20 protein-coding genes are annotated in these 15,935 nt (G+C 64.6%); 8 read left to right on the forward strand and 12 right to left on the reverse strand.

What is annotated here, in order from left to right; translation table 11 throughout:
- Positions 1-208: 208 nt before the first annotated feature.
- The 11 genes from J2Z30_RS33875 to J2Z30_RS33925 all read right to left on the reverse strand — a co-directional run bounded on the left by J2Z30_RS33875 (position 209) and on the right by J2Z30_RS33925 (position 7,414).
- Positions 209-1,375: a tyrosine-type recombinase/integrase gene (locus tag J2Z30_RS33875; RefSeq protein ID WP_078956767.1), complete on the reverse strand. Its 1,167-nt coding sequence runs from the start codon at positions 1,373-1,375 to the stop codon at positions 209-211.
- Positions 1,375-1,578, reverse strand: a complete 204-nt coding sequence (locus J2Z30_RS33880; RefSeq protein ID WP_044572277.1) for an excisionase family DNA-binding protein — start codon at positions 1,576-1,578, stop codon at positions 1,375-1,377. Before J2Z30_RS33880 ends, J2Z30_RS33875 begins: the two co-directional genes overlap by 1 nt.
- Complete coding sequence (locus J2Z30_RS33885; RefSeq protein WP_044572279.1) at positions 1,571-2,878, reverse strand: replication initiator; 1,308 nt, start codon at positions 2,876-2,878, stop codon at positions 1,571-1,573. Before J2Z30_RS33885 ends, J2Z30_RS33880 begins: the two co-directional genes overlap by 8 nt.
- A 165-nt stretch (positions 2,879-3,043) precedes the next feature.
- Positions 3,044-3,340: a hypothetical protein gene (locus tag J2Z30_RS33890; protein ID WP_044572281.1), complete on the reverse strand. Its 297-nt coding sequence runs from the start codon at positions 3,338-3,340 to the stop codon at positions 3,044-3,046.
- 24 nt (positions 3,341-3,364) lie between these two features.
- Complete coding sequence (locus J2Z30_RS33895; protein ID WP_044572283.1) at positions 3,365-3,559, reverse strand: hypothetical protein; 195 nt, start codon at positions 3,557-3,559, stop codon at positions 3,365-3,367.
- A 13-nt stretch (positions 3,560-3,572) separates the two neighbouring features.
- Entirely contained in the window at positions 3,573-3,758 is a 186-nt protein-coding gene (locus J2Z30_RS33900; RefSeq protein ID WP_044572285.1) for a mobile element transfer protein, read from the reverse strand.
- 12 nt (positions 3,759-3,770) lie between these two features.
- Entirely contained in the window at positions 3,771-4,397 is a 627-nt protein-coding gene (locus tag J2Z30_RS33905) for a DUF2637 domain-containing protein (RefSeq protein ID WP_044572287.1), read from the reverse strand.
- Positions 4,398-4,419: 22 nt separating this feature from the next.
- On the reverse strand, positions 4,420-4,629 hold the full coding sequence (locus J2Z30_RS33910) for a hypothetical protein (RefSeq protein ID WP_044572289.1): 210 nt from the start codon (positions 4,627-4,629) through the stop codon (positions 4,420-4,422).
- 81 nt (positions 4,630-4,710) lie between these two features.
- Positions 4,711-6,087, reverse strand: coding sequence for an FtsK/SpoIIIE domain-containing protein (locus J2Z30_RS33915; protein ID WP_044572291.1), 1,377 nt, complete (start codon positions 6,085-6,087; stop codon positions 4,711-4,713).
- A gap of 5 nt (positions 6,088-6,092) precedes the next feature.
- A complete protein-coding gene (locus J2Z30_RS33920) occupies positions 6,093-6,443 on the reverse strand; it encodes an SCO3933 family regulatory protein (protein ID WP_044572293.1) in 351 nt (116 codons plus the stop codon).
- Between the two features lie 185 nt (positions 6,444-6,628).
- Positions 6,629-7,414: a GntR family transcriptional regulator gene (locus tag J2Z30_RS33925; protein WP_044572295.1), complete on the reverse strand. Its 786-nt coding sequence runs from the start codon at positions 7,412-7,414 to the stop codon at positions 6,629-6,631.
- 111 nt (positions 7,415-7,525) lie between these two features.
- Here J2Z30_RS33925 and J2Z30_RS33930 point away from each other — a divergent pair, with 111 nt between their 5' ends.
- From J2Z30_RS33930 to J2Z30_RS33940, 3 genes are read left to right on the forward strand one after another with little or no spacing between them, the layout of a single operon-like run.
- Positions 7,526-7,933 (forward strand): NUDIX hydrolase, encoded by a 408-nt coding sequence (locus tag J2Z30_RS33930; RefSeq protein WP_044572298.1) that lies wholly within the window; start codon positions 7,526-7,528, stop codon positions 7,931-7,933.
- A 45-nt stretch (positions 7,934-7,978) separates the two neighbouring features.
- The gene (locus J2Z30_RS33935) at positions 7,979-8,407 is read left to right on the forward strand and encodes an ATP-binding protein (protein ID WP_044572300.1); all 429 of its coding nucleotides are present in this window, start codon (positions 7,979-7,981) and stop codon (positions 8,405-8,407) included.
- A complete protein-coding gene (locus tag J2Z30_RS33940; RefSeq protein ID WP_044572302.1) occupies positions 8,401-8,814 on the forward strand; it encodes a hypothetical protein in 414 nt (137 codons plus the stop codon). The genes J2Z30_RS33935 and J2Z30_RS33940 overlap by 7 nt, the downstream gene beginning before the upstream one ends.
- A 1,747-nt stretch (positions 8,815-10,561) precedes the next feature.
- Here the strand turns inward: J2Z30_RS33940 and J2Z30_RS33945 are convergent.
- Positions 10,562-12,364 (reverse strand): hypothetical protein, encoded by a 1,803-nt coding sequence (locus tag J2Z30_RS33945; RefSeq protein ID WP_209468941.1) that lies wholly within the window; start codon positions 12,362-12,364, stop codon positions 10,562-10,564.
- 798 nt (positions 12,365-13,162) lie between these two features.
- Between J2Z30_RS33945 and J2Z30_RS33950 the strand changes: the two genes are divergently transcribed.
- The 5 genes from J2Z30_RS33950 (at position 13,163) to J2Z30_RS33970 (ending at position 15,894) form a co-directional block, all read left to right on the forward strand.
- Positions 13,163-13,492, forward strand: coding sequence for a hypothetical protein (locus J2Z30_RS33950; protein ID WP_037954120.1), 330 nt, complete (start codon positions 13,163-13,165; stop codon positions 13,490-13,492).
- Positions 13,492-14,133 carry a nucleotidyl transferase AbiEii/AbiGii toxin family protein gene (locus tag J2Z30_RS33955; protein ID WP_037954118.1) on the forward strand — a complete coding sequence of 214 codons (642 nt, stop codon included), beginning with the start codon at positions 13,492-13,494 and terminating at the stop codon, positions 14,131-14,133. The genes J2Z30_RS33950 and J2Z30_RS33955 overlap by 1 nt, the downstream gene beginning before the upstream one ends.
- 184 nt (positions 14,134-14,317) lie before the next feature.
- Positions 14,318-14,821, forward strand: a complete 504-nt coding sequence (locus tag J2Z30_RS33960; RefSeq protein ID WP_044572306.1) for a hypothetical protein — start codon at positions 14,318-14,320, stop codon at positions 14,819-14,821.
- A 426-nt stretch (positions 14,822-15,247) separates the two neighbouring features.
- Positions 15,248-15,496: a type II toxin-antitoxin system CcdA family antitoxin gene (locus tag J2Z30_RS33965; protein WP_044572308.1), complete on the forward strand. Its 249-nt coding sequence runs from the start codon at positions 15,248-15,250 to the stop codon at positions 15,494-15,496.
- Positions 15,493-15,894, forward strand: a complete 402-nt coding sequence (locus J2Z30_RS33970; protein ID WP_044572310.1) for a PIN domain-containing protein — start codon at positions 15,493-15,495, stop codon at positions 15,892-15,894. The genes J2Z30_RS33965 and J2Z30_RS33970 overlap by 4 nt, the downstream gene beginning before the upstream one ends.
- The last annotated feature ends 41 nt before the right edge of the window (positions 15,895-15,935 follow it).

The raw sequence follows: 15,935 nt of genomic DNA on the forward strand, positions 1-15,935 counted from the left end.
CTTCGCAGCAGTCAGCAGCGGTCATTAACGGGGCGATCAAGTCCACCCCCACACGCCCTGCTGGTCACGTTTCCCCTGGTCATCCGCACGACAGTCCCGAAAAGCGTCGGTGATTCCCAAGCTCAGAGCGCGGGTTCGATTCCCGTCACCCGCTCCATAGCGAAGGCCCAGGTCAGCGACCTGGGCCTTGTTTGTTGTCTAGACCTCTTTATGCCTCCCGTGCCCGTTGCGTGCCCGATGGCCCGTCGGCTTGCTGGGCCGTCTCACGGTGTGCCCGTACGCGAGCGTCCAGGGCGGCGGCGACCTCCTTCTGACGGTCGAGGTTGGAGTGCTGGTAGATCAGCGCGGCCCGCTCGGAGGACTGGCCGGCACGGACCATGGTGTCTTTGAGCGTCGCCCCGGATTGGGTCGAGAGCGTGTGCCCGGTGTGACGAAGATCGTAGAAACGGAAGTCGTCGGGAAGTCCGACTTTCGCCCGCGCCCGTCGCCATTTCCGCCCGAAGGAAGACCGACGGAACGGCGCCCCCTTCTCCCCAACGAACAGCAACCCGTTGGGCTCCTTCTCGGCGAACCACTTCAGATGGCGCTCCAGGTCCTTCCGTAGGAAGCCGGGCAGGACGATGAACCGCTTCCCCGCTTCGGACTTGGTGTCACCGACAACGCGCCGCCCTGTCGTCAGCTCGGGAGCGGCCCGGCGCACCCATACACCGACCGTTTCCAGGTCCACGTCAGGCCGCCGCAGCTCGGCTTGCTCCTCCGGCCGTGCGGGCCCGTACGCCGCGATGTAGACCATGAGGCGCCAGCGGGGCCCGATCGCGTCCGCGAGGGCGTCCACCTGGTCCACAGTGGCGACGGGTCGCTCAGGAGCCGACTCCTTGCCCGCCCCTCGAATGCGGCATGGATTGCGGCGGATCAGCTCGTCCTCAACCGCCGTTTCCAGGATCGCTTTCACCAGCCGGTACGACTTGGCGACGGTCGTTTCCCCGGTGGCCTTGAGCCGCTCAGCCCGCCATGTGCGGACTCTGGGCGGGGTGATCTCATCCAGGTCCCAGGCCCGGAAGGTGGGCTGTATGTGCAGCCGCAGAAGGCGCCGGTACAGCTCTTCAGTGGTCGCGGAGAGGTCCCGTTCATCGACCCACTGCGCGGCGTACTCGCCGAAGTTGACCGCCCCCGCGTCGGGGTCCTGCCAGTCGCCCTTGCGTACCTCCGTCTGCTGCTCCGCCAGCCAGTCATCTGCCTCCCCGGCCGTGGCGAAGGTGACTGGTGCCGGGCGGTCGATGCCATCGGGGCCGAGGTACCGCGCCTGATAGCGACCGGAGGGCAGCTTGCGAACACGCCCGAAGCGCCGCTTCTTCGATGGCTTCTTCTTCGGCATCAGGCAGCCCGCCCAAGACGCCGACGCCGAGGCTGCACCGTGTTGGCGTCGATGTACTCCTGAATGACGCTCTCCGGGATGCGGACATGGCGCCCCACCTTCACGTACTTGATGCGCCGCTCAGCGACCAGCCGCCGAGGGAAACGGTCCGTGGTGCCCAGCAGCTCGGCCACTTGAGCAGCGCTGAGGTACCGGTCACGCATGGGTCGGTTCTCCTTCCGTTCCAGGAGCGGGGGTAATGGAGGCGGTGAGCCATTCCTCAGCGGGGGTGAGGCCGGTACCGGCGTAGACCCAGTGGGCGAGGACAAGCGTGGTCTCGTCCGGGCCAGTGTCGATGGCCGCAGCCTGAGCACGTCGCCAGGCAGCACGGGCATCCCGGAGCGCGCCGAGGGTGGTGGAGTAGCGACGAGACTTGGTCGAGAAGTGGCCCCGGAAGCCGAGCATGTGAGCCCAGGCGCGGAGCCGGAGGTGTTCCAGGTCCCTGCGAGCGCCGAGCGCCCAAGCAGTGCGGACGAGGCGGCAGACGTGCTCGCTGATGTCGAGCTGGGCGACTTCGGCGATGAGCCGTATGGGCCGATCCAGGGCCCCCGTCGCGGTCTCGGCGCCCTTGGTGGCGTACTTGGCGATGTACGCGGCCACGGCCCGGTCGGTCAGCTCCTGGCCACCGTTGAAGTCGGCGCCTCGGATGGGCCGTACGTCGAGCTGCCCGCCGAAGGCGAAGGTGTGGGCCCGGCCATCGATGACAGGACCGACGACCTGGGCCCTGGTCGTAGCGGCGGTTGTGGCAGCGCGGATGGCATCGGTCAGCAGCTCGGCCGTGGCCCAGCCCGGAGGCGGGGTGTCGCCACCCTCGGGGCCGTCGATGCGGATCACGGCATGGAAGTGGACGGCGCCGCGCTTTTGGTACTCGGCGACCTTGGCGAAGGACAGCCGCGCATGGTCGCGGAAGACCCGTTGCGTGAGCCCGGCCCGCTTGGCGACCTCCCGCCGCAGGTAGATCGAGAACCGCCGCCACAGCAGGCCCGCGTGAGCGTTCCAGAGCACCGCGGATTCGTAGTCGTAGGTGTCCGGGTTGAGCGGTGTACCAAGTGCGTCGTCGTCCTGTTCGTGGCGGACGCCGCACCGACACGGACGGACCGTGCCAGCCGGGCCGGTGGGCCGGTTATGGACCGGGCCGAAGCTGGGCGCGGTAAAGGTGGCGAAGACTCGCGGGTGGGTGGCGACCTGTTCCGGTGTGCCTTTGCCGCCGCGTAGTCCGGCGGTGATCAGGTGGAAGGTGTCGCGGCGGTAGGTCTCGGCGCAGGCCGCGCACCGGGTGATGCGGCGGTTGTTGCAGCGGACCAGGAGATGCCCAGCAGGCAGCTCGGCGGAGTCCAGGTGTCGGAGAACGCGGCCGATCTCGCCAGTGTCCTGGTTGAGGTGGTGTTCGGTGCGGTGGCCGTCGAGGCGGATGGGGTTGGTGCAGCCGCCGAGGCCGGAGAGTTGGCGGAGCAGTGCAGGCATGGTGCCGAGAGCTGCCAGGCTGCCCAGTTCGGGCAGCGGTGGCGGGGTGGTGCGGGTGATGATGGGGTCTCCTCTTTCGGCTCTTGGGTCGGGAGGGGTTGGGCTGCCGGGGCGGCGGATGCTTGGCGGTATCGAGGCCGCCCCGGCAGTCGTGTTCGTTCGGGGTTAGCGGCGGCGCTGGCTGGCCAGGAGCGAGCGCATGACGACGGCGGCCACGGCGACGGATATGGCCGTGACGGCGACAGCGGCGAGCAGGGCCGTCAGGACGATGCCGACCGTGACCACGGCGCCGACCGTTCCGGCGTTGATCCCGCTCAAGACCCCGGCCGGGCGAGTTTGAGCGGGCGCGGGGGCGTGTTGGCAGGAGCAGGCCGCAGCGTGACTCTGCTGGGCCGCCGGGACGGCCGTGGGCACGTGGACGATCGACGGCTTGGGGGCTTCGGGGTACTTCGGACGGAACACGGCGATCTCCTCTCAGCTACTCGTCTAGTTGTGTTGGTCGTTGACGGAGTCGACGCCGGAGCGCGTACCGGACTCCACGAACGGCGCAAGCCCGGTGTGGGCGAGCCAGAAGCCGAAGAGCGCGATCACGACGGCGACCCACAGGCGGACGCCCATGAACTTGATCGCGATCCAGGCGACGGCGCCGAGGACGAGGACCAGGGGCAGACTGACGGTCACGGGCGATCTCCGTTCAGCGGATGGGACAGCGGTGCGTACGGGCGGCCAGCTCGGCGGCGGCGCGGGTGTCGTAGTCGGCGGAGAAGTCACAGCGGGGGGCGGTGCACACGGCGGTGTGCTTCACGCGCCCGCGTTGGTCGTTGGCGGTGCCAACACGGACCGGGCCAACGCGCAGGATGTTGCGGAAGCGGTGGAGCATGGTGGACTCCTGTCAGAGGCGGGAGGCGATGGCGTCAGCCAACGGCGCCGGGACGCCGAGGCGGGCGCGAAGGGTGTCGGTGTCGATGGGCGAGCCGGTACGGGCGTGGTGGTCGTCGGCAAGCTTGCGCGCGTGGTTCACGAGCGCGGCCGGAACGTGCGGAGCGGGCCGCTTCGGCTCAGGTTCCGGATCGGCGGGTGGCCCCGCGTTTTCCGGCTCGGTCGGGACCGATACGACTTCGGCAAGTTCAGCCGGAGCCGACGCGGTCTCGGGCGCTGGTGCGGTGTGGGCGAGGAGGGTTCCGCCGAGGAAGGCGACAGCGGGCCACCCGGCAACGAGGATGCGCAGCCAGTCCGGCACGTCGGCCAGGTCGAGCAGCCCGGCGGTGGCGACGTTCGCCCCGAGCGACGCGGCCAGGGCGACGACGAACCAGCACCAGCCCGCAGCCTTGGACGCCCCCGACCGGAGCCGCTTCCAGGCCGCCACGAGCAGCAGGTCAACGGAGACCGGATAGGCCCACGCCTTCCACCCGCCCTGTCCGGCCGCCGAGGCCAGGTCGTGCAGGTGGGCGAAGGACAGCGCGGCAGCGATGACCGCTTGCACGAGCACCGCGTCAACCCGCGCCAGGTAAGCGCGCATGAGGGAACTCCTTCCGGTCCGGTCAGCCCTCAGCGGTGAGTTCGTCGGCCCGTGCGCGAGCGGCAGCGGCGACCTCAGCGGCCTCAACGTCATCGGGCCGGGCAGCGGCGATGCGCTCCAGCAGGTCCGCTTTGCGGTTCATCAGCTCGGCGTTGCTCCCGGCCCCGCGTGTGCGGAAGTCGGCCAGGTCGGCCAGGAGCGCGGAGACCTCGGAGATGGTGGGACGGGACACAGGGACTCCCTCTCGGTTTCAGGCACGGCGGGGGTAGGGACACGGCACGGGTACGGTGCGCCAACCGTCAGACGGGGTGGATTACTCGGCAGCCGGAAGCGGCTTGAGCAGGGACGCCGGAGCGCTCACCGGAACGGCCGGCACGTCCGGCCGGAACGGCTCCAGCGCGGGCATGTCCGGCACGAGATGAGCGGTCTCGCGGCACACTTCGGCCGCCTCAGCCAGCGACAGGTACGGCGTACGGATACGGGACCATCCACCGGACGTATCACCAGCGACCGCGAGACCGGGCCGCTCTGGAGCAATGGCGCAGGCCGCGCCGACCGCTTCGGGGGCGATGTCGCCGAGCGCCATCTTGGCGGAGGCTTCATCGTTCACGCGGTGGCAGACCCGCCCGGTCAGCTGCGCCCGCAGCATCGTCGCCCCCTTGCCCAACTCGGCGCCGAAGCGCTGCCCGCAGACCTCCAGGTAGATGCCCGCTGCGCGGCCGAGTTGGGCGAGCCGGATGAGCTGGGTGACCATCTCGTCCCGCCGTTCCTCGTCCTTCCGCGTGGCGACCAGGAACAGCTCGGCCACCTCATCCACGAGCAGCACCACGGGCACCGGCCGCTCATCCTCCGGCAGACCCCAGATGTCAGAGGTGATCTCCTCGTCCGGGGTGCTGGGAGCGATGCCCTGCCGGGCCTTGATCAGGTCGTACCGGTCCTCCATCAGCCCGACCAGCACGGGCAGCAGCTCCGCCGCCTGTACGGGATCGGTGGCCAGGGCTGAGAACCGTGGAGCGAACGGCGCCAGTTCGACACCCCGCTTGCAGTCGATCCCCACCAGCGCGACCGGCTGCCGAGCCAGCCCGGCTATCAGGTGCCGCAGGAACATCGACTTCCCCGACAGCGTGGCGCCCAGCGTCAGTTGATGCGGGATAGCCCGGTAGTCCCGGACGAACGGCGTCGCGTCCTCCCGCAGCGCCACCGGCACTTTGAGGAAGCCGCCACTGGTCTTGCGAGGCATCCGGACCTTCCGGAACACATCGAAGCCGATCAGCCGCAGTTCGACCACACCCGGTTTGATCTCCTCCACGTAGGCGCCGTGAACGCCCCAGGCATGCCGCAGCCGTTCGGCGGAGGCAGCCACGTCGGCAGGTTCCTGCCCTGGTGCCAGCCGCAGCCGGACCCGCAGCCCGGTCGGCGTAGGCCGGATCAGTCCCCGACGCGGAGGCACCGGCCGCACCTCCCGATGGGTGAGCGCCCGCACTGCCCAGGCCCGCAGCCGCGACGGCGGAACGGTGAGGCCGCACGCGTCCATCACGGACCCGTACGACCCCAACAGCCGGGCCGTCGAGATGGGCATCCCGATGGTCGACCAGTAGGCGGCCGGGTGCCGGGCCCGGAGGTAGGCGGCCCCGCCGACCATTCCGGCGGCCGGGCCACCCACCTCCATCAGCGTCATCACGTCAGCCATCAGGCTCAGGCCCCCGCACCGACCGATATGGCGGCCGGGGCGATGGCCTCGGCCCGGAAGGCGATCCCGTGACGCTGCTGACCGTTGAACACGGTGTCCCAGGGCCGGGCGATCAGCCCGATCAGCGTGACCGGCGAACCGAGCGCCAGCCCCTCCGTCACACCGCTCTCTGGCACGGTGACCTGAAGCAGCGAGGACTCCCCGCCGTCGATGTAGACGACGCCGAGCCGCATCAGAACTTCACCGCTCTGCGCGTCCTTGGCGATCTCGCCAGTCTGCCGGTCCTTCACCTTCGGCTCCGGCGCCTCGGTCAGCAGAACCGTGGCACCGGAGGTCTCAACTCGGATGGAACGCAACTACTTCTCCTTCTCTCGCATCCAACCCGCCTACTTGTGTAGATGAGTTGCGGCCTTCGAACCCGAACGGGCGGGAACGGGGACCACCATGCCACACAGCTTGCCCACTCGTCTATACGAGTATGCGTCTTCGTGTGTACGAGTCAGAAGAAGCGGTCCGGGGCCCACCACGCCCCAGCCATGCGTCAGTTGGCAGGAAGCTGGTAGGCGAGGACGTACGCGTCAGCGGCCATCACGGTGTCACACACCTCCACCGCCCGCCCCTCGGTGTCGTAGGCAGTCCGAACCAGATGGATCACCGGCACACCCGAGGCGAGTTGGAGCGTGCGCACCTCGGCAGGGGAAGGCATCCGGGCCCGGATCTCCTCATCGAAGTGGTCCAGGCGGTGCCCCATCTCCTCCAGCCGGGCATAGATGCCACCGGGACCAGGGTTGGGCTGCGCGATCGGAGTGTTCCGCGCAAGATCCAGCGGCAGATACGAGGTGGCGAACTCCACCGGCCGCCCGTCCAGCAGATACCGCCGCCGCCGGGCCAGCACCTTACGAGGCGAGCCCAGCCGAGCAGAGATACCCGGCGAAGGCCGCTCCTCCTTCACCTCCAGGCTGTCCACCTCCGGACGACTGCCCGCCGCCTCCGCCTCCACCGTGAAGGCAGCCTTCCCCTGATCCCGATGCCGCCGCGCGAACCGGTCCGAGGCCAGCCGCCGCACAGGCGGCCGGGGCCGCACGAAGACCCCCTTGCCATGCTCGGATACGGCCAGCCCCTCTTGCTGGAGCAGCGACAGAGCGTTGCGGACGGTCATCCGCGAGACGCCGAAGTGGTCGACCAGTTCCGTTTCGGAGGGCAGCTTGTCTCCCTCACGGAAGCGCCCCTTGTCGATCGCTTCCCGCAGCGCGTCGGCGATCTGCCGGAACACCGCCCGGTCGCTCGTCGGGTCCAGTACACCCAGGACGGAAGTCAGGGAAGGCATGTGTACGTACTCCTTTAGGTATCTAGACGAGCGGCTGACCGGAATTGCTACGGTGGAGAGCCTAGCCAGCCGGGAGGGCCGAGGAACGTGAGCACTGAGCGCCCGCACTCCGTGAGCGTCGCCGGAGTCATCGTCGACGACGCGGGCCGTGCGCTGCTGATCAAGCGACGCGATAACGGTAAGTGGGAACCGCCCGGCGGTGTGCTCGAACGCGAGGAAACCATCCCCGACGCCCTGCAGCGGGAAGTCCTCGAAGAGACCGGCATCAAGATCGCGCTTCCCGCGACCCTCACCGGCGTCTACAAGAACATGACCGGCCTGATCGTCTCCCTGGTCTTCCGCTGCGAAGCACTCGACGGCACCCCGACTACCGGAGCGGAAACCCGCGCCCTGCGCTGGGCCACCCGCGACGAGATCACCGAGCTCGCCGACGAGGCATACGCGATCCGCGTCCTGGACGCGCTCGACAACACATCCCCGCCGGCCGTCCGCGCCCACGACGGCGTACGACTCATCTAGCACGCACCCACGACCCATAGCCCCTACCAGCACGAAGGAACTTGTATGGACGAGTATATGAGTGCTCCGCGAGTTTGGGGCCTGATGTGCCCAGGATCCCGAGAAGAAGTCACCCGCGCCCGCCGTTGGACCCGCGACATCCTGAGCAACCACCCCTGCGCGGATGACGCCGAGCTGATCGTCAGCGAACTCGGCAGCAACGCCCTCACCCACACCGCCAGCGGCACCCCCTACGGCACCTTCCAGCTCACGCTCTCCCTCTCGCCCCGCACCGTCGCGATCTCCGTCACCGACGAGGGAGGCCACCCCGAAGAAGTCAGCCCTACGGAGGCCGACGCAGACGACACCCACGGCCGCGGATTAACCATCGTCATGGCACTCGCCCGCCGCTTGGACATCACCGGCGGCCAGTACGGCCGCACCGTCACCGCCCAGCTCGTAGCAGCCCCCGAGCCGGGGGTCACCACATGCTGAGGCCCCTGCTGCGACCTGGCTACTGGTGCGAATGCTGGACGCGCTCACCAGCCACAGGACCCCGCTCCGTCCTGCTCGCCTCCATCGAAACCGACAGCCCCAGCGAGGCCACCGGTTGGGTCCGCGTCACCGTGCGCACCATCGCCTCAGCACTCGACCGGGAAACAGCCCACGAGGCATGGGACTGGGTCACCCACGGCTTCAAGGAAGCCGAAGACGCCCTCACCAACGGCGAAACAGCCACGTTCGCCCTCACCCAGCACGACACCCACATCGAATGGATCCTCCGGCCAGTCACCTTCCTACCGCTCGCACACCGCGAAGCCCAACGCCTCCCGGCGTGCGCCGAACAGTTCACATGCCCCACCACACACAAGATCGCCCGACACCAGCCCAACAGCCACTGAGTTACAACCTTCTCTACAGGTTCAAGGCGGCTCGCTCCGCTCACCGCACGCGGCCCGGCCCCCGGCCGGGCCTGCGCTCCTGTCTCCGCCCCGCTCCAGCCCGGCCGCCGCCCGTGCCGCGCGCACAGCAATCAGCCACCTAGCGTCAGAGAAGGGGTACATCGTGGCTGGGGCGGTCGGCTCCACGGCTTTAGGCAGCCACTTTGGGGCGAGCCTCTAAGATCATGGCCCCAACGTCGTGCTTTAACGGGCAGGTCCACAGACTGCCCGACGCGCCGCAAGCTTACGGGGCCATGATCACTCGCCCCAAAGCAGCTCCAGCCCAAACCCGCTCCACCGACCTCTGAAATCCAAGCGGATCGTGAGTCTACTGCGGTCTGTCACCTGGAACCTGGAATGTTGTGCACAGTGTGAACCAAGATTCGCGACACGATAGCCACGCCTTGATCCACCTCATGCCTCTCAGGCTCGCGAGGGGACCGGCCATGAACTACGTCATTCCTGACCTTGCGCAGCTTAGACAAGAGATCTACGTCTGACTGACTCACAGGAGCACCGTCTAAAGCAACACGACGACGAAACCGCACGAAGAGCGGCGGATTATTGATATCCGCCAACAGATTTTCTATTCGGGTCGTTTTGAGGGGGTCATCGAACTTAGCAATGGATCTGCGAATAGCCCGCTTATCCCCCTTCGAGAAAAGATCCGGCACAGGAGTCTTGCCCACATAGAATTCGACGGATTCCCAAAGCGCAGTAATGCGACTAATGCCATCATCCCCTCGCGCAGCCCTAGCGCACGCAAGAATTGCTTGAACAACGTTCCGAGGAAGGTCACGTGGGATGGGTGGACGAGTGACACCAATGTGCCGAGTAGAAGGCTCCAGAATGGTCAGATGGGGTCCTTGCTCCGGAACACGCAGCCAGCGCCTGTGACTGCGAATCCCCCTCACATACACAAGGCGGCCTCGATGCGGCTCCACAAAGAGACTCTTCCTATCCCAACTGCCCGTCGATCCATCCGGCAATGGTGGAACTGAGTACCTTGACCGAACTATCAGCCAGGATAGGGTGAGGTCAAATTCTTGTATCGCTTTTTCTTCCGCAACAAGCGCAAGAGTGCTCTCTATGTAGGTGACGGCATACGCTTTCGCCTCGATAAACTCCCTCTCCAATCCGTTCAAATTTGGGAGCGAAGACAATTCCAGAGAACCATTTGGAGAGATTGTCACGGATCCGAGGCGAATCGGCCGATCCACCTCTATTCCGTTAACAGGGCAGATGACCTCGAATACCTCGCTAGGTAGCGTCTGAACATCCTGAATTTCGATTTGCTGATCATTTAGCCCACCTCCTCGTGCGAGAGTGTAGATCATTTCAATTGCAGGCATATCTGCGGTAGCCATGGGCGCCACACGCCGCTCTGCGAACTCGGGACGAGCACTGCATGTGATTTCTATTGAGCCCGCTTCAGCGGTCGCCTCAACAACGAAGCCAGCGAATATTATTTGCGAATATTCCCCCTGCACTCGCTCTACAGTGACCTGACTACTCAGATCCATCCTACTTACGATTGAGGAGCGACTGTTGATAGACAGCTTGGCTTCCGTGATGTCGTTTAGCTTACCTCTCACAGCGAGAGAGAAAACCGCATGACTGACATCCACTGAGCCGAAGCACACAATCTCCCGTCTCGCCCCATCCCCCAACGGAAATAGATTCCGATAGTTGATTTCTTCATCTGCAGTCATTGCGTAGCCGATTCGTCGTGTGCGGCGGTTGTATGCGCGAGGGCTTCCTCTACCAATGGACCTATTGCTTCGTACCAAAAACTGGCGAGATTAAAGATTTGCTCCAAGGGCGCATCTCTCCCCGATGCTAGATCTCGCACCAGGACCATAACCTGCTCCGTCGGCTCTCGAAGTGCGCTGCGAGAGCCAGCGCTGATAGTACTCGCTACTTGCTCAGCCGAATCCTGTCGTCCGCCAAATTTTATGGCAATTCCTCGAAGTGTCATACTGCAGTAGAGAAGAGAGGACTCAGGCAATCCTTGATCCATGGCCGCCCGACTCAGACTAAGATATAGGACGATATCAGCGGCTCGAGAAGTGCCTACAAGTTCTGGATTATTTGAATCTTGAGATTCTCCCAATTCAATTAGCTGGTCTCGCCGATTGACTATCCGGAGAGCAACTTCGGCGGCCTTACGAACCAGATTAAATGCACCAGATTCCCACCAATGAGTTTCACTTCCCGTGATCAGGTCAATTTGTGATGCCGTCGGTTGCCGCAACCCTTGCATCACGTCCACAAGATTTCGCACCGCATACATCTCGGCTATGGCTGCCTGATTCAGCGACCTGCGAATTGGCGTTACAGCAGGGTCAGGTGTGAAATCAGACGCCGCCATCGGAAATCGAACTATCGGACGATTTTCTGGCCCAGTGCTGCGATCCTGCTTGCCAACATGGAACTTGAGTGACGAGATGAATGAATACCACTTGTTTAGCACCTCCTTTTGAGGCTCGCTTCCCTCATCTTCGACCAGAGAAGACCAGCGCTTCTCCAAATCTGTACTTAAGTTACTGACATAGGTAAGGAGAGTTGCCAGATCTGAGGCTCCGGGTGGATCTTTCGCTTCGCCCTCTTGCATTTTTTCAGGCTCTACTGGCACGACTTTGGAAGTAGCTGGCGATCCTGGTTGGACTTTTCTGTCATCCTCTCTTTCGAGAAGACCCTCAGCCGTATCTACTGCCCGGAGGATGCCTTCAAGGTTTGGCTTCTCGACAGGAGTGAAGGACAGGTCTCTCCCTTTGCCGAGGTTAGCCAACACGTCTTTTGGCACCAGCGTTGGATGTCCGTAAAGCGTCTCTCCATGCAAAGAAAGGATAACTTGAGCCGATTTCTCGATCTGTTTCCGGTGCGTTTTAAGAATTGTCGCCGCCAGATACTGAAGCTGAGAAAGTCCTACGGCCAAAAACTCTTGAACGACCCAATTATCGGCGCCGGGAACCCCAGCGGCGTGTAGGACTTCCTTTCGGAAATGGGCTACAAGGTGATTTCGCCCCTCGCGCGACACAGTCGCTATTGACACTAGCGAATCGTCGCGACATTCGCCTATACGCTCCAACGCTAGAATTGGCGATCCCTCGGAAAGCAGTTTCTTCGCGACGTCCGAGATCGCTTCTTGAGTCTCGGGGGTGTCTCCTAGATTGTCGTATTCTCTGCCCAGAACCTTCCTGGGCCACGACGAGATAGCTTCGGCCGCTTCCACAGCTGCCCTAGAAAGCATCGATCTGTCGCTGTCGCTAAGGCACCCATTGGCCTTTTGTATGCCCATGACGCACTCTTCAAATACTTCATTGAAGCGCTGAAAAGAAAGGTCCACGGCATTGCCTTGCCAGTTGCCAGAAAAAGACCTCAACAACTTTTGCGCATCGTCGATTTCTCCTTTCTCGCCGTCACGAAGATCTCGAATATATTTGAGCGAGTGATGGCCATTGCTACCTAGTTCCTTTGAAACCATGCGTATGAGGCACCAGTGCTCCATAGTTCCCCTCCCTTGCGATCGGCGGCTTCCCTCGCCACCGAAGGTTGATCCAGAGTGCCTGATAAATGGGGACAACGCATGCACTTTGCCTGAAAGGGTCATAGTTGAGGGATGGGCGCCGGTGAACGACCATGCCCGCAGCCCACAGCAGCACCAACGGAGGGGGAAGGTGCACCCCGGAGATACGCAGAAGCGCTAGCCCACACTGGCACCACGAGTGACATCAACGACCGAACACGTCAGTGCGCGAGCAGGACTTGGTTCGGCCGACCTCGCTCCACCGCCGAGCCGGGTCGTGATCGAACTAAGTGAGGGCTGTGTGGCAGCCAAGTACAGCAACATGCGCGATCGCCCCCTCCCTCGATCACTGCCCGACGCACACGACCGACCGAACAGCCGAGGGAACCTCACTGGCCGCACGGCCCGTAGTTCGCATCAAGGGGGCAGCCATGCCTTCGGCGGCCGTCGTGCCCGATGCGTGCCCGATCGGGCGGTGAACCACGGTCATTCAGGTGCCTTGAGCAATCCTTGCGTGCCACGACAGGTAGCCCGTTCCAGCAGGTCAGCGCAGATTTGGTGTCCACCACGCCCGGTGATTCCCAAGCTCAGAGCGCGGGTTCGATTCCCGTCACCCGCTCCACGACGAAGGCCCAGGTCAGCGACCTGGGCCTTGTTAGGTCACCGTGCCCGTTCCGTGCCAGATAGCTGTCGCACATGGCCAGCGGTCACGTTCACTCCCCCGTGTCCCGATCCGCACTGTCGATGCGCTCGGCAGTCCCCATCAGGCATGCTGGATCCATGAGCAGGTATGCAGCGGCCAAGCCGTACGTACTGCCGGAGTCGCTCGCCGAGCTGAGTGGGCCCACGACTGGTGGCGCCACGCTGCCGCGCCACATCGACTGGGGACCGCACTACGTCTACGACCTGGCCGACGAGGCCGACCTCCGGCTGATGTACGAGCGAGTCATCCGTGAGGCCCAGACGCGCGACGACCTCAACGCGTACCTGGACGCGACATCTCTACGGCAGGTATGGCGGGAGCTGTTTCTACCCTTCCCCGTCAAGGCCGCTTGGGAAGCTCGCTTCCCCGAACTCCGTGCACCGGGCACCACGACAGCAGCCGCCTAGTGGACGACTTGCACCGCCAACTGATCCGCATCGGGCTGGACGCTCTCGCCGAGGACTACGGATACGCCCTCGCAGGCGGTTACGCCGTCCAGGCCCACCACATCGTCAACCGAGTCAGTGACGACGTGGACCTCTTCGCACCGTTCGACAGAGCGAGCCGCGAGATGGAACAGGCCGCGGAGCGGATCACCACCGCCTACAAAGCCGCTGGATACATCGTCGAGCAGGTCCACCTGACTTCCACCTACACCAGGTTGAACGTCACCGACCCAGCTTCAGGCACACAGAGCAAGGTGGAACTCGTCGCTGAATTCCTGCACCACACGCCGGTCGACTCCGACCTCGGACCGGTACTCCACCGCGACGATGTCGCCGCAGGTAAGACCAGTGCACTGTTCGCCCGAGCCGAGGTCCGCGACGCCATCGACGTCGCGGGGCTATTGAAGGCCGGCTACACCCGCGAACAACTCATGGACCTCGCCGCCCAGAACGACGCAGGCTTCGACCGCCGCATGTTCGCCGACTCACTCGCCCGCATCCAGCGGTACACCAACAAGCAGTTCGCCGCCTACGATCTCGACGCCGATCAAGCCGCCACGATCCGCGCCACCTTTGCCGACTGGCAGCACAAATTGCTTTGACCCCGCAGGCCTCCCCGTCGCAGGCCGAGGGCTCGTCCACAGGCCTGGAACCGTTCGACGGGCACCGCGCGTCAGGCAGAGCGTGGACGCGGGGATAGCGGCGGTAGTCGCGGCAGCAGTGGGGGCTCTGGCGGCGCTTGTCGGAGCCCGCATCGGAGGACGATCGGCCGTCGAGGCGGCGGCGGTGGCCGGTGCTGAGAGCCACGAGCTATCCCGGGCGGAGGCGCGGCGTGCCGCCTACGCGGATCTGGGGACAGCGGCTTTCCAGTTCTCCCGGACGTTCGTAGACGTACAAGCCGTGATCAACGGTCGACATTTCGGTATCAACCCCGAATGGCAACAGGTCGACCCTGCCCTCTACAGCACGCTGGACTCCAGGCAGGATGACGTGGCCCACGCAGCGATGATCGTTCAGCTGCATGGGCCGATGGAGATCGTCGATCTCGCCTGGGACATCTACGCGCAATGTCAACGCGCGGAGCGCCGACTGGCGGAATATGCGGTGGTCCTTCGGCCAGGGGCCGAAGAAGCCCGGCGAAGAGCCGAGGAAGCCTGGAACGCCGTCTCCAAGGCCCGAGGCATCTTCCTTTCCAACGGTCGAGCCCACCTCGAAGGGCAGCCCATTCCGCTGGAGGGAGAACCGTACCTGCACACCTTGGATCGGCCGAGCCTGGATCGTGAGTCTTGACATCCTCGATTGATATCGACGACAGCGGCGGCGCAGCGCGTACCCCACGGCAATGGGCTGGTGCTGCGGGTCTACAGCCGCCACCTGACGCCAGCAAATCGATCGTAAGGCGAACCGTTCTCACCGACCAGCTAGATCCGGAAGCAAGGTCGTGCCCGATGCGTGCCCGATCGGGCGGTGAACCACGGTCAATCAGAGTCCTTGAGGAGCCCTGGCGTGCCACGGCATGTAGCCCGTTCCAGCAGGTCAGAGCCGATCCACACACACAAGGCCCGGTGATTCCCAAGCTCAGAGCGCGGGTTCGATTCCCGTCACCCGCTCCACGCTTAAGGCCCAGGTCAGCGACCTGGGCCTTGTTTGGTTTTCACAGGGACAGCCGTTCGCAGCCGGACTTCGATCAAACGCATACTGGAGTATGCTCGACTCATGTCCGCCACAACACGCATCACCGTCACCCTGCCCACCGAGCAGGTCGCCGAGCTGAGGAAGCTCACGGACAACGTGTCCGGCTACGTGGCTGAAGCGGTGGCCCGCCAGATCCGCCACCAACTCCTCGGCGACGATCTGCGGCGCCATCAGGAGGAACAAGGTGCCTTCACAGACGAAGAGCTCGCCGAAGCCCGCGCCAAGATCTTCGGCACCGCCGACCGTGCCAGCCGCACGGACGCCGCGTGAGCACACACCTTGAGACCGTCGTCCTGGACTCCCAGGGACTGTCCGCCTGGGTTGCCCAGGACCGCAAAGTTCTCGCGATGTTCCAGGTGTTCCACGAGATGGGAGCCGATCTCGTCATCAGCGCCAACACCATCGTCGAAGTCAGCCACTCGCGAGTGAACCTCCCACGCCTGAACTGGGCCCTCTCCCGCGTCAAGGTCGAACCCGTCACCGAACAGGCGGCTAAGGCTGCCGCCGAACTACTCAAGTCAGCAGGACTGCACGGGCACAAATACGCGATCGACGCCACCGTCGCCGAGGCAGCACTACGCCAGCCGCCACCAGCCGCCGTACTCACCTCCGACACCGACGACATGGCCAAGCTCTGCAATGACCGCGTGCGACTGATCGCCCTATGAGGCGCGGGCCCCTTAGGACAGACTGATGCGTGGAGGACGAC

It is taken from the genome of Streptomyces iranensis (assembly GCF_017874715.1).
GTDB lineage: Bacteria > Actinomycetota > Actinomycetes > Streptomycetales > Streptomycetaceae > Streptomyces > Streptomyces iranensis.

Bases quoted from the DNA above. Each gene is read 5' to 3' on its own strand.
- J2Z30_RS33915 (WP_044572291.1), bottom strand. From the start codon at position 6,087: ATGGCTGACGTGATGACGCTGATGGAGGTGGGTGGCCCGGCCGCCGGA.
- J2Z30_RS33880 (WP_044572277.1), bottom strand. From the start codon at position 1,578: ATGCGTGACCGGTACCTCAGCGCTGCTCAAGTGGCCGAGCTGCTGGGC.
- J2Z30_RS33885 (WP_044572279.1), bottom strand. From the start codon at position 2,878: ATGCCTGCACTGCTCCGCCAACTCTCCGGCCTCGGCGGCTGCACCAAC.
- J2Z30_RS33875 (WP_078956767.1), bottom strand. From the start codon at position 1,375: ATGCCGAAGAAGAAGCCATCGAAGAAGCGGCGCTTCGGGCGTGTTCGC.
- J2Z30_RS33925 (WP_044572295.1), bottom strand. From the start codon at position 7,414: ATGCCTTCCCTGACTTCCGTCCTGGGTGTACTGGACCCGACGAGCGAC.
- J2Z30_RS33900 (WP_044572285.1), bottom strand. From the start codon at position 3,758: ATGCTCCACCGCTTCCGCAACATCCTGCGCGTTGGCCCGGTCCGTGTT.
- J2Z30_RS33940 (WP_044572302.1), top strand. From the start codon at position 8,401: ATGCTGAGGCCCCTGCTGCGACCTGGCTACTGGTGCGAATGCTGGACG.
- J2Z30_RS33935 (WP_044572300.1), top strand. From the start codon at position 7,979: ATGGACGAGTATATGAGTGCTCCGCGAGTTTGGGGCCTGATGTGCCCA.
- J2Z30_RS33965 (WP_044572308.1), top strand. From the start codon at position 15,248: ATGTCCGCCACAACACGCATCACCGTCACCCTGCCCACCGAGCAGGTC.
- J2Z30_RS33950 (WP_037954120.1), top strand. From the start codon at position 13,163: ATGAGCAGGTATGCAGCGGCCAAGCCGTACGTACTGCCGGAGTCGCTC.
- J2Z30_RS33905 (WP_044572287.1), bottom strand. From the start codon at position 4,397: ATGCGCGCTTACCTGGCGCGGGTTGACGCGGTGCTCGTGCAAGCGGTC.
- J2Z30_RS33945 (WP_209468941.1), bottom strand. From the start codon at position 12,364: ATGGAGCACTGGTGCCTCATACGCATGGTTTCAAAGGAACTAGGTAGC.